The organism is Pseudomonas sp. P105, assembly GCF_032614175.1.
In the GTDB taxonomy this organism is placed as follows: Bacteria; Pseudomonadota; Gammaproteobacteria; order Pseudomonadales; family Pseudomonadaceae; genus Aquipseudomonas; species Aquipseudomonas rhizophila.
Map to the genome: position 1 here is coordinate 1923497 of NZ_CP126693.1, position 14162 is coordinate 1937658.

2 protein-coding genes are annotated in these 14162 nt (G+C 64.0%); both read left to right on the plus strand.

Annotation, left to right across the window (positions count from 1 at the left end):
* The first annotated feature begins 158 nt into the window (after positions 1 to 158).
* The gene (locus QOM08_RS08735) at positions 159 to 13145 is read left to right on the plus strand and encodes a non-ribosomal peptide synthetase (protein ID WP_316912827.1); all 12987 of its coding nucleotides are present in this window, start codon (positions 159 to 161) and stop codon (positions 13143 to 13145) included.
* A gap of 198 nt (positions 13146 to 13343) precedes the next feature.
* Positions 13344 to 14150 (plus strand): alpha/beta fold hydrolase, encoded by an 807-nt coding sequence (locus tag QOM08_RS08740; RefSeq protein WP_139050749.1) that lies wholly within the window; start codon positions 13344 to 13346, stop codon positions 14148 to 14150.
* Positions 14151 to 14162 lie beyond the last annotated feature (12 nt).

Below are 14162 nucleotides of genomic sequence, written 5' to 3' on the forward strand. Positions count from 1 at the left end.
GCTTTCCGGCGGGTCTGGATCAAGAGGCCGCTGACTAATTATTTGCCGGCGGTATCCGTTCTCAGGGATGAAGGTTTCGGGCGGCAGTCCCGATACCGAACCGCATTCCGCAGGCCACCAGATACCACTAGCAAGCCGAATTTCAGGCAGGAAACCTCATGACCGACGCGTTCGAACTCCCCAGCACCCTGGCTCATGCCCTTCAGCGCCGCGCCGCGTTGTCGCCGGACCGTGTGGCCTTGCGCTTCCTTGCCGACGTTCCGGAGCAAAGTGTTGTACTGAGTTATCGCGACCTGGACCTGCGTGCCCGGACCATCGCCGCCGCCTTGCAGGCCGAAGCGGCGTTTGGTGACCGTGCGGTTTTGCTGTTTCCCAGTGGCCCGGACTACGTCGCGGCGTTTTTTGGCTGTCTGTACGCGGGTGTGATCGCGGTGCCGGCCTATCCGCCGGAGTCCGCCCGTCGCCACCACCAGGAACGCCTGCTGTCGATCATTGCCGATGCCGAGCCGCGTCTATTGCTCACCCGCAGCGATCTACGCGAGCCGCTGCAAGCCATCGAGTCGGCTCCGCCGGTGCTGTGCGTCGATACCCTTGATCCGGCCCGCGCCGGGCAATGGCTGCAACCGAATCTGCAGGACCATGACATCGCTTTCCTGCAATACACCTCTGGCTCCACCGCATTGCCCAAGGGGGTGCAGGTCAGCCATGGCAACCTGGTGGCCAACGAATTATTGATCCGCCACGGCTTCGGCATCGATCTGAACCCTGACGACGTGATCGTCAGCTGGCTACCGCTGTACCACGACATGGGCCTGATCGGCGGCCTGTTGCAGCCGGTTTTCAGCGGTGTGCCCTGCGTATTGATGTCGCCCGCATACTTTCTGGCCCGGCCATTGCGCTGGTTGGAGGCGATCAGCGAATACGGCGGCACCATCAGCGGCGGCCCGGACTTCGCCTATCGGCTATGCAGCGAGCGGGTCAGTGAGTCGGCGCTCAAGCGCCTCGACCTGAGCGGCTGGCGCGTGGCTTATTCAGGCTCCGAGCCGATTCGTCTCGACAGCCTGGAACGCTTTGCCGAGAAATTCGCGCCGTGCGGCTTCACGCCGGACAGTTTCATGGCGTCCTATGGCCTGGCTGAAGCGACCTTGTTCGTCGCGGGCACACCGCGCAGTCAAGGCATCCCGTCGTTGCAAATGGACGACACGGCACTGGCGCACCACCGTGCCGAGCCAGGGCAGGGCTGTACGGTGATGAGTTGCGGCGTGAGCCAGCCCGGGCATGCGGTGCTGATCGTCGAGCCCAACACCTTGCAGCCGCTGACCGACAACCGGGTCGGCGAAGTCTGGGCCTGCGGGCCGAGCATTGCGCATGGCTACTGGCGAAACCCTGAGGCCAGCGCCAAGACATTCGTCCAGCACGATGGCCGCACCTGGCTGCGCACCGGCGACTTGGGTTTCCTGCGTGAGGGTGAGCTGTTCATTACCGGCCGCCTGAAGGACCTGATGATCGTGCGCGGTCATAACCTCTACCCCCAGGACATCGAGCAAACCATCGAGCGGGAAGTGGAAGTCGTGCGCAAGGGCCGGGTGGCGGCGTTCGCGGTCGACGCTGGCGGCGAGGAAGGCATCGGCATCGCGGCGGAAATCAGCCGCAGCGTGCAGAAGATCCTGCCACCCGAAGCGTTGATCAAAGCCATTCGCCAGGCGGTGGCCGAAGCCTGTCAGCAAGCGCCGAGTGTGGTGGTGTTGCTCAATCCGGGCGCGTTGCCCAAGACCTCCAGCGGCAAGTTGCAACGCTCGGCCTGTCGGACCCGATGGGCCGACGGCAGTCTTGACAGTTATGCGCTGTTCCCCTCAGTCGCGGTTGAAGCAAGCCCTGACGCTCGCTCGTCATCGCCGTTGCAAACATTGATCGGCCAAGTCTGGTGCGAGCAGTTGCAGATTGAACACGTCCATGGCGACGATCATTTCTTCCTGTTGGGCGGTAACTCCATCGCCGCTACTCAAGTGGTCGCACGGCTGCAAGAGCGGCTGGGGCTGGCGCTGAATCTGCGCTTGTTGTTCGAAGCGCCGACCCTCGCAGCGTTCACGGCAGCGGTGGCGAATCAGCAACAGGCAGGGGGCGAGGCCCAAGGCGTGATCAGCCCGTTGCCGCGCCACGAAGCGTTGCCGCAATCCCTTGCCCAGAATCGGTTGTGGATCACCTGGCAACTGGATCCGGCGAGCAGCGCCTACACCATCCCCGGCGGCTTGCACCTGCACGGTGAGTTGGACGAAGACGCACTACGGGCCAGTTTCCAGCAACTGCTCGAACGCCACGAAGCCCTGCGCACACGATTTCTGGAGCGCGAGGGTGTCGCCCTGCAACAGGTCGATCCGGCCGGTGAGTTCAAGCTGCGCGTGATCGACCTCAGCGACCTGCCCGCCGACCAACGCGAAGCCCAGGCGCGGCAGATGCGTGACGATGAAGCGGCGCTGCTGTTCGATTTGCAGAAGGGCCCACTGTGGCGGGTCACCTTGTTGCGTCTCGATGAGGGTGACCACCAATTGTTGGTCACGCTACACCACATCATCGCCGACGGCTGGTCGATGAGCGTACTGATCGATGAGTTTGCCCGGTTGTATGCTGCTGCATGCCAGGGGCAGGTCGCCGCGTTGGCGCCGTTGCCATTGCAGTACGCCGACTACGGCAGTTGGCAGCGCCAGTGGTTGGCTCAAGGGGAGGCCGAGCGGCAACTGACATACTGGAAACAGCAACTGGGCGACGAACATCCGACCCTCGCCCTGAGCACGGACCATCCCCGCAGTGCGCAACGCCAGCGCAGCGCCGCCCGCCATAGTCTGCGCCTGGACAAAGGCCTCGGCGATGCCTTGCGCCAAGTGGCCCAGGCCCACGATGCAACCCCGTTCATGCTGTTGCTGGCGGCCTTCCAGGCGCTGTTACAGCGTTACACCGGCCAATCCGACATCCGCATCGGCGTGCCCAACGCCAACCGTCCACGCCTGGAGACCCAGGGGCTGATCGGCTTTTTCATCAATACCCAGGTGCTGCGCGGGCAGATCGATTCGCGCCAGCCGTTTGCCGCACTGTTGGCCCAGGCCCGGGAGGCCACGCTCGGTGCCCAGGCCCATCAGGACCTGCCGTTCGAACAACTGCTCGAAGCGTTCCCCCAGGCGCGCGAGCAAGGTCTGTTCCAGGTGATGTTCAACCATCAACAGCGAGACCTGAGCGCCTTGCGTCGTTTGCCGGGGCTGTTGGCCGAGGAGTTGCCGTGGCACAGCCGCGAAGCCAAGTTCGACCTGCAACTGCACAGCGAAGAGGATCGCAACGGCCGGCTGACGCTGTCGTTCGACTACGCCGACGAGCTGTTCGAGGCTCCGACCATCGCGCGGTTGGCGATGCATTACTGCAACCTGTTGCACGCGGTCTGTGCCGATCCGCAGCAGGCCATCGGCGATGTGCCGTTATTGAGCGCCGATGAATACACCCAACAGCAGCAGTGGGGCGCGGCCCCGTGCGCGCCGGCCGGCCAATGGCTACCGGAGCTGTTGAACGAGCAGGCCCGGCGCACGCCGCAACGCACTGCGCTGCTGTGGGACGATGGCTGCCTGGATTACGCCGAGCTGCACACCCAGGCCAATCGCCTGGCCCATTACCTGCGCGACAAAGGCGTCGGTCCGGACGTGTGCGTGGCGATTGCCGCCGAGCGTTCGCCGCAGTTGCTCATCGGTGTCCTGGCGATCCTCAAGGCCGGCGGCGCCTACGTGCCGCTGGATGCCGATTACCCGGCCGAGCGTTTGGCCTACATGCTCAAGGACAGCGGCGTCGATCTGCTGCTGACGCAAACTGCATTGCTTGAACGCTTGCCCCTCTGCGAGGGCGTCAGCGTCATCGCCATGGATGCCTTGCACCTGGAGCAATGGCCGAGCAACCCGCCGGGCTTGCACCTGGATGGCGATCACCTGGCCTACGTGATTTACACGTCCGGCTCCACCGGCCAACCCAAAGGCGTCAGCAACACCCATGCCGCCCTGGCCGAGCGACTGCAATGGATGCAGGACACTTACGGGCTGGACGAAACCGATGTGTTGATGCAAAAGGCGCCGATCAGTTTCGACGTGTCGGTGTGGGAGTGTTTCTGGCCGCTGATCACCGGTTGCCAACTGGTGCTGGCCGGCCCTGGCGAACACCGTGACCCGCACCGCATCGCGCAGTTGGTCCAACAATTTGGCGTGACCACGCTGCACTTCGTGCCGCCGCTGCTCAGCCTGTTTATCGACGAGCCCCTGAGCGCCCGCTGCACCAGCCTGCGCCGGGTCTTCTGTGGCGGTGAGGCCTTGCCGGCCGAACTGCGCAACCGCGTGCTGGCGCAGCTGCCGTCGGCGCAATTGCACAACCGTTATGGCCCGACCGAAACCGCCATCAACGTCACCCACTGGCATTGCAGCGTCGCCGACGGCGAGCGTTCGCCCATCGGCCGGCCGCTGGGCAATGTGGTGTGCCGCGTGCTCGACAGTGAACTCAACCCCGTGCCCGCCGGTGTGCCGGGTGAATTGTGTATCGGCGGCCTGGGGCTGGCTCGGGGTTACCTCGGGCGTCCGGGTTTGAGCGCCGAGCGCTTTATCGCCGACCCGCTGGGTGTGGCGGGCACGCGGTTGTATCGCAGCGGTGACCGGGTGCGCTGGAGCGCCGATGGCGTGATCGAATACCTTGGCCGTCTCGACCAACAGGTCAAGCTGCGTGGCTTCAGGGTCGAACCACAGGAAATCGAAGCGCGGCTGCTGGCCCAGGACGGCGTGGCCCAAGTGGCGGTGCTGGTACGCGAGACCTCGGCCGGCCCGCAACTGATCGGCTATTACACCGCTTGCGATGTCGGGCAAGATCAGGACCTCCAAAACGCCCGACTCAACGCCGCCCTGGCCGCCGAACTGCCGGACTACATGGTGCCCGCGCAATTGCTGCGCCTGGACGCCATGCCCCTGAGCCCCAGCGGCAAACTCGACCGGCGTGCCTTGCCCGAACCGCACTGGCAAGTACGTGAACACGTCGAGCCGGTCAGTGCCCTCGAGCAGCAGGTCGCTGGCATTTGGCGCGACGTGCTGGGGCTCGACCGCATCGGTCTGCGGGACGACTTTTTTGCCCTGGGCGGTCATTCGCTGCTGGCGACCCAGATCATTTCCCGCACCCGCCAGGCCTGCGATATCGAGCTGCCGTTGCGCACCTTGTTCGAGGCCAGCGAGTTGGGTGCGTTCGCCGAACAGGTGCGCTTGATAAAGGCCAGCGGCCAGACCAACCGGCAACCGCCGATCGAGAAGGTCGATCGCAGCCAACCGGTGCCGTTGTCTTATTCCCAGCAGCGCATGTGGTTCCTCTGGCAAATGGAGCCCGACAGCCCGGCCTACAACGTCGGCGGCATGGCGCGGTTGCGCGGGGTGCTGGATGTCGGGCGTTTCGAGGCGGCGTTGCAGGCGTTGGTCCTGCGCCATGAAACCCTGCGCACCACTTTCCCCAGCGTCGATGGCGTGCCCCGGCAACAGGTGCACGCCAACACCGGCCTGCGCATGGACTGGCAAGATTTCTCGACGTTGGCCGTCGATATTCGCCAACAGCGGGTGCAGCAACTGGCCGACAGCGAAGCCCACAAACCCTTCGACCTGGAAACCGGGCCATTGCTGCGGGTCTGTCTGGTCAAGACCGCCGAGCAGGAACATTACCTGGTGCTGACCCTGCACCACATCGTCACCGAAGGCTGGGCAATGGATATTTTTGCCCGGGAACTGAGTGCGCTGTACGAAGCCTTTATCGACGACCGTGAATCGCCACTGGAACCCTTGCCGGTGCAGTATCTGGACTACAGCGTCTGGCAGCGCCAGTGGCTGGAGTCTGGCGAGCGTCAACGGCAACTGGACTACTGGACCGCACAACTGGGTCGCGAACACCCGTTGCTCGAATTGCCGGGCGACCGTCCGCGTCCCCTGGTGCAAAGCCATCGCGGTGAATTGTTCCGATTCGACCTCAGTGATGATCTCGCCTCCCGAGTCCGCGCCTTCAATACGCAACAGGGCTTAACCCTGTTCATGACCATGACCGCCGCCCTGGCCGTGCTGCTTTATCGCTACAGCGGCCAGACCGACCTGCGCATCGGCGCGCCGGTGGCCAACCGCATCCGTCCGGAAAGCGAAGGGCTGATCGGTGCGTTCCTCAATACTCAGGTACTGCGCTGCCAGCTCGATGGGCAAATGTCGGTGGCTGAGTTGTTCGAACAAGTGCGTCAGACGGTGATCGAAGGCCAGTCCCATCAGGATTTGCCGTTCGATCATCTGGTCGAAGCCCTGCAACCACCGCGCAGTGCCGCGTACAACCCGCTGTTCCAGGTGATGTGCAACGTGCAGCGCTGGGAGTTCCAGCAGAGCCGCACGCTGGCCGGGATGAGCGTCGAATACCTGGCCAACGATGCCCGGGCCACCAAGTTCGACCTGAATCTGGAAGTCACCGACCTGGACCATCGCCTGGGTTGCTGCCTGACCTACAGCACCGACCTGTTCGACGAACCGCGCATCGCCCGCATGGCCGGACACTGGCGCAATCTGCTGGAGGCACTGCTGGCCGATCCGACCCAGCGGCTAAGCGAATTGCCGTTGCTCGATGCCCGCGAGCAGCAACAGATGCTCGACAGCCTCGGCGTCGAACCCGGCGAACACCGCCTGGATCAATGCATCCATCAACTGTTCAGCGAACAGGCCCTGGCGCGCCCCGACGCACCGGCCCTGACCTTTGCTGGGCAGACCCTGAGTTACGCCGAACTCGAACGCCGTGCCAACCGCCTGGCCTGGATGCTGCGCGAGCGCGGCGTCGGGCCGCAGGTGCGGGTGGGCCTGGCCCTGGAACGGTCGCTGGAGATGGTCGTTGGCCTGTTGGCGATCCTCAAGGCCGGCGGCGCCTACGTGCCGCTGGACCCGGAATACCCGCTGGACCGTTTGCATTACATGATCCAAGACAGTGGCCTCGGTCTGCTGCTAAGCGACCGGGCGATGTTCCAGGCCTTGGGCCCATTGCCGGCCGGTGTAAGGGGCTGGTGTCTGGAGGACGATAGCCCGGCCCTGGCCGGCTACCCGGACCAGGCACCGCCGCTGATCAACCTGCCGCAGCATCAGGCCTACCTGATCTACACCTCAGGTTCCACTGGCAAGCCCAAGGGCGTGGTGGTGTCCCACGGTGAAATCGCCATGCACTGCCAGGCGGTGATCCAGCGTTTTGGCATGCGCCCGGACGATTGCGAGCTGCATTTCTATTCCATCAACTTCGACGCCGCCACCGAGCGCCTGCTGGTGCCGCTGCTCAGCGGTGCCCAGGTGGTGCTGCGCGCACAAGGGCAGTGGGACGCCGAACAGATCTGCGGGCTGATTCGCGAACAGCGCATCAACATCCTCGGCTTCACCCCCAGCTACGGCAGCCAGTTGGCGCAATGGCTGGCGACCCAGGGACAAACCCTGCCGGTGCGCATGTGCATCACCGGTGGCGAAGCCCTGACCGGCGAGCATTTGCAACGCATCCGGGCGGCGTTCAAGCCGAGCCTGTTCTTCAACGCCTATGGCCCGACCGAAACCGTGGTCATGCCACTGGCGAGCCTGGCCCCTGAGCAACTGGAAGAGGGCGCGGCGAGTGTGCCGATTGGCAGCGTGATCGGCGCGCGGGTGGCCTATATCCTCGATGCCGACCTGGCTCTGGTGCCCCAAGGTGCCACCGGGGAGTTGTACGTCGGCGGCGCGGGATTGGCCCAGGGCTATCACCAGCGTCCGGGCATGACCGCCGAACGCTTCGTCGCCGATCCGTTTGCCGCCGATGGTGGACGGCTGTACCGCACCGGTGACCTGGTGCGCCAGCGCGTCGATGGTCAGGTGGAATATTTGGGACGGATCGACCATCAGGTGAAGATTCGCGGTTTCCGCATCGAACTGGGGGAAATCGAAAGCCGCCTGCTGGAACATGACGCTGTGCGCGAGGCGGTGGTACTGGCGCTCGATCTGCCAGGCGGCAAGCAACTGGCCGGCTATCTGGTAACCGACGTCGTTGAACAGGACACCGAGCAACATGCGGCCCTGCGCGAAGCGCTGAAAAATCACCTCAAGGCTCAACTGCCGGACTACATGGTGCCCAACCACCTGATCCTGCTGGCGAGCATGCCGCTGACCGCCAATGGCAAGCTCGACCGGCGTGCCTTGCCAATGCCGGATCCTGAGCTCAATCGCCAACATTACCTGGCACCGAGCAGTGCCCTGGAGCAGGCCCTGGCGGCGATCTGGTGCGACGTACTGAACGTGAAGCAGGTCGGCCTGAACGACAACTTCTTCGAACTGGGTGGCGACTCGATCCTGTCCATCCAGGTTGTCAGCCGTGCCCGGCAACAGGGCATTCACTTCACGCCCCGCGACCTGTTCCAGCACCAGACCGTGCAGGCCCTGGCCTGTGTCGCCAGCCACAGTCAGTCAGTGAGCGCTGAGCAGGGGCTGCTCGCCGGTGAGTCGGCGCTTACGCCGATCCAGCATTGGTTCTTCGATAGCAGGATTGCCAACCGTCACCACTGGAACCAGGCGTTGTTGCTGGAGCCGGCCATCACCCTGCAACCCTCCGTGCTGGAACAGGCACTGCGCAGCGTTTTCCAACAGCACGATGCGTTGCGCCTGGGCTTTGCCGAAATGGCCGGGCATTGGCGCGCCGAGCACCGACCATTGTCCGAAGCGGCGCTGTTGTGGCAGGTGGACGTGGAGAGTGAGCAGGCCTGTGAAACGGTGTTTGCCCAGACGCAGCGCAGCCTGAATCTGTCGAGCGGACCTTTGCTGCGCGCGGTGTTGGTGCAGTTGCCCGATGGCCGCCAACGTCTGCTGATCGTGATCCATCACCTGGTCGTTGATGGTGTGTCGTGGCGGGTGTTGATGGATGACCTGCAAACGCTCTACCGCCAGATCAGCGCCGGGCAAACCGCAGACCTGCCGGCCAAGACCAGCCCGTTCCGGGATTGGGCCGCGCGCTTGCAGGCCTACGCCGGCAGCGAGTCGCTGCGCGAGGAACTGGGTTGGTGGCAAGCGCGGTTGAGCGGCCCGGATGTGGCGCTGCCCTGCGCCCATCCTGACGGCGGGCTTGAGGAGCGTCACGCCGAAACCGTCAGCGTGCGTCTGGACGCCGAGCGCACCGGGCAGCTGTTGCAACAGGCACCGCGGGCCTACCGCACCCAGGTCAACGACCTGCTGCTCACCGCCCTGGCCCGGGTGCTGTGTCGCTGGAGCGGCCACGAATCGGCGCTGATCCAGCTCGAAGGGCACGGCCGTGAGGCGCTGTTCGATGACATCGACCTGACCCGTACGGTGGGTTGGTTCACCAGCGTTTATCCGCTGCGCCTGAGCCCGGCGGGTGACGACTTCGGCACCTCGATCAAGGCCATCAAGGAACAACTGCGCGCGGTGCCTCACAGGGGCCTCGGTTACGGCGTGCTGCGCTACCTGGCTGACGCCGCGACGCGCCAGGCGATGGCCGGCCTGCCGCACGCGGCGATCACCTTCAACTACCTGGGGCAGCTCGATCAGACCCTGGGCCACGACGCGCTGTTCCAGCCGCTGGACGCTGCGTTGGGGGCGATCCACGACCCCGATGCGCCGCTGCCCAACGAGCTGAGTGTCGACAGTCAGGTCAGCGGCGGCGAGCTGGTGCTGCGCTGGACGTTCAGCACTGAGCGGCACGATCGCCAGGCCATCGCTGCGCTGGCCGATGCCTACCTCAATGAGCTGCAGGGCCTGATCGAACATTGCCTGACGGACGCGGCGGGCGGCCTGACGCCCTCGGACTTCCCCCTGGCGAAACTGACCCAGGCCCAACTCGACAGCCTGCCGGTGCCAGCCGCGCAGATCGAAGACGTCTACCCGCTGACGCCGATGCAGGAGGGCATGCTGCTGCACACCTTGCTGGAGCCGGGCACGGGCCTGTACTACATGCAGGACCGCTACCGCATCAACAGCGAACTGGATCGGCAACGTTTCGCTCAAGCCTGGCAAGCCGTGATCGCTCGTCACGAAGCCTTGCGCGCGTCGTTCTGCTGGAATGTCGGCGAAGAAATGCTGCAAATCATCCACAAGCCTGGCAGCACGCCAGTGGATTATCTGGACTGGTGTGAAGTGCCCGAGGATCAGCAGGACGCCAAACTCCAGGCGTTGCTCAAGCACGAGCGCGAGGCCGGTTTCGATCTGTTGAACCAGGCCCCGTTCCATTTGCGCCTGATCCGGGTTGGCGCGGCGCGTTACTGGTTCATGATGAGCAACCACCACATCCTGATCGATGCCTGGTGCCGTTCGTTGCTGATGGAGGATTTCTTCGAGATCTACACCGCCCTTGGCGAACACCGCGAACCGCGACTGGCCGAGCCGCCGCGTTATCGCGATTACATCGGCTGGTTACAACACCAGAGTCTGGCCGAGGCGCGGCAATGGTGGACGCGCAACCTGCAAGGTTTCGAACGGACCACGCCGATCCCCACCGACCGGCCGTTGCTGCGTGAACACGCCGGTGACAGCGGCGGCATGATTGTCGGTGACTGCTACACCCGCCTCGATGTCCACGACGGTGCCCGGTTGCGCGAACTGGCCCAGGCTCACCAACTGACGGTCAACACCTTCGCCCAGGCCGCGTGGGCGCTGGTGCTGCGGCGGGTGAGCGGCGATCGGGACGTGCTGTTCGGCGTCACCGTGGCCGGACGCCCGGTGGAACTGCCGCAAATGCAACGCACCGTCGGCCTGTTCATCAACAGCATCGCCTTGCGCGTGCGGATGCCCGACGATCATCAGCGTTGCAGTGTGCGCCAATGGCTCAGTGAGTTGCTCGACAGCAACATGCAACTGCGCGAGTACGAATACCTGCCATTGGTGAGCATCCAGGAAGTCAGCGAACTGCCCAAGGGCCAACCGTTGTTTGACAGTCTGTTCGTGTTTGAGAACGCGCCGGTGGAAGTTTCGGTGTTGGATCGCGCCCAAAGCCTCAACGCCACCTCTGACTCGGGCCGCACCCACACCAACTTCCCGCTCACGGCGGTCTGCTACCCGGGGGATGACTTGGGGTTGCATCTGTCCTACGACCAGCGTTACTTCGATGAATCCACTGTCCAGGGCTTGCTGGGTGAGTTCAAGCGCTTGCTGCTGGCACTGATGGAAGGTTTTCACGGTGACATGGCCGAGCTGCCGCTGATTGGCGCCCAGGAGCAGGACTTCCTGATCGAAGGCTGCAACCAGAGCGAGCGTGCCTATGCGTTGGAGCAAAGTTACGTCGAGCTGTTCGAGGCCCGGGTCGCGGCCCATCCGCAACGGGTGGCCGCCACCTGCCTGGACAGGACGTACAGCTACGCCGAGTTGAATGCACGGAGCAACCGCCTCGGCCATGCCTTGATCGCGTCGGGCGTGGGCCTCGATCAACCGGTGGCGTTGCTGGCCGAGCGCGACCTGGACCTGCTCGGCATGATCATCGGCAGCTTCAAGGCCGGTGCCGGTTACCTGCCGCTGGACCCAGGCCTGCCGAGTCAGCGTCTGAGCCGCATCATTGAGCTGAGCCGCACGCCGCTGCTGGTCTGCACCCAGGCCTGTCATGCCCAGGCGCTGGCGCTGCTGGACGAGTTCGCCTGTTCCGGGCGACCGAAGTTGCTGGTGTGGGAAAGTATCCAGGCCAGCGATGTTTCGCAGCAAAACCCTGGCATCTACAGCGGCCCGGACAACCTGGCGTACGTGATCTACACCTCGGGCTCCACCGGGTTGCCCAAAGGCGTCATGGTGGAACAACGCGGCATGCTCAACAACCAGCTCAGCAAGGTGCCGTACCTAGCCTTGAGCGAGACTGACGTGATCGCCCAGACCGCCTCCCAGAGTTTCGACATTTCCGTCTGGCAGTTCCTCGCCGCGCCGTTGTTCGGCGCCGGGGTGGACATCGTGCCCAACGTTATCGCCCACGACCCGCAAGGGCTGCTCGAGCATGTGCAACGCCAGGCCATCACGGTGCTGGAAAGCGTGCCGTCACTGATCCAGGGCATGCTCGCCCAGGACCGCATCGGCCTGGACGGCCTGCGCTGGATGCTGCCCACTGGTGAAGCGATGCCGCCGGAGCTGGCCCATCAATGGTTGTTGCGTTACCCGGACATTGGCCTGGTAAACGCCTATGGCCCGGCGGAATGCTCCGATGACGTGGCGTTCTTCCGGGTCGACATGGCCTCGACCCGTGGCAGCTACCTGCCGATTGGTACGCCCACCGACAACAACCGTTTGTACTTGCTTGATGGTGCGCTGGACCTGGTGCCGCTGGGTGCGGTGGGCGAGTTGTGCGTGGCAGGCACCGGGGTAGGGCGCGGTTACGTCAGTGATCCATTGCGCACTGCCCCAGTGTTTGTGCCCAACCCGTTTGGGGCGCCAGGGGAGCGCTTGTACCGCACTGGTGACCTGGCGCGGCGGCGTCGCGATGGCGTGCTGGAGTACGTCGGACGCATCGATCATCAGGTAAAGATTCGTGGTTACCGCATCGAACTGGGGGAAATCGAAGCGCGCTTGCATGAACAGCCCGAGGTGCGCGATGGCGCGGTGGGGGTGCAGGAAGGCGCCAACGGCAAGCATCTGGTGGGCTATCTGGTCGCCGCCGATTCGGCATTGAAGCCGACCGAACGCCTGGAACGCATCAAGCAGCATCTGCGCGCCGAACTGCCGGAGTACATGGTACCGCTGCACTGGCTGTGGCTTGAGCGCTTGCCCCTCAACGCCAACGGCAAACTCGACCGCAACGCCTTGCCGGCCCTGGAAATCGGCCAGTTGCACAGCCAGGATTACCAGGCGCCAGGCAATGAGCTGGAGCAGACCCTGGCGGACATCTGGGCCCAGGTGCTCAAGGTCGAGCGGGTGGGGGTGCGAGACAATTTCTTCGAACTGGGCGGCCACTCGTTGCTGGCGACGCAAATCGCCTCGCGGGTACAAAAGGCCCTGCAACGCAATGTGCCGCTGCGGGCGATGTTCGAGTGCAGCACGGTGCAGGAATTGGCCGAATACATCGATGGGTTGGCGGCGAGCGAAATCACCGAGGAGAAGGTGGATCGGTTGAATGATTTGATGGCGCAATTGGAAGGATTGTAGTTCTGCGGCGTCTATAAGAGGCCTCATCGCGAGCAGGCTCGCTCCCACAATGGATTTGTGATCGACGCAAATCCCCGGTGGGAGCGAGCCTGCTCGCGATGGCGTCATTACTAACACCGCAAAGCCCAAGGTTGACGCCTCGCCCCGTACGGCTCAGTCTCCCAAGGCTTTTTCTCCATTCAACACAAGGAGGTCTCAATGCCTTTTGCAACCCTTGATGGGCAATCACTTCACTACCTGGACCAAGGCCAGGGCCCGGTGGTGCTGCTGGGCAGCAGCTACCTGTGGGATCACACCATGTGGGCGCCGCAGATCGAGGCACTGTCCCGGCATTACCGGGTGATCGCCCTGGACCTTTGGGGCCACGGCCAGTCCGGGCGTTTGCCTGAGGGCATGACGTCCCTGGACGATCTGGCTCGCCAGGCACTGGCGTTGATGGATCATCTGGAGGTCGATTGCTTCAGTCTGGTGGGGCTTTCGGTGGGCGGGATGTGGGGCGCACGGCTGGCGCTGATGGCGCCCAAGCGGCTTGAGGCGTTGGTGTTGATGGATACTTACGTGGGGGTCGAACCTGAACCGACTCGCCAGTATTACTTTTCGCTGTTCGACAAGATCGAAGCCAGCGGCAGCATCCCCGAGCCGTTGCTGGACATTGTCGTGCCGATCTTTTTCCGGCCGGGCATTGATCCGCAGTCAGCGCTCTACCAGCAGTTTCGCGCCACACTGGCCGCACTGCCGACCGACCGCCTGCGCGACAGTATCGTGCCGTTGGGACGGATCATTTTTGGTCGGGACGATATCCTGCCGCGCCTGCCTGAGCTCGACGCCACGCGCACCCTGGTGATGTGCGGCGACCAGGACAAACCGCGACCACCGTCCGAGGCGCTGGAAATGGCTGAGCTGATCGGCTGCCCGCATGTGCTGATTCCAGAGGCAGGGCATATCTCCAACCTGGAAAACCCTGAATTCGTCACCCGAGCCTTGCTGGAGTTTCTGCGCAGATGACCTGACGCCATC

What these genes read in the sequence shown, in the direction of transcription:
- QOM08_RS08740 (WP_139050749.1), top strand. Translation starts at nt 13,344, where the DNA reads ATGCCTTTTGCAACCCTTGATGGGCAATCACTTCACTACCTGGACCAA.
- QOM08_RS08735 (WP_316912827.1), top strand. Translation starts at nt 159, where the DNA reads ATGACCGACGCGTTCGAACTCCCCAGCACCCTGGCTCATGCCCTTCAG.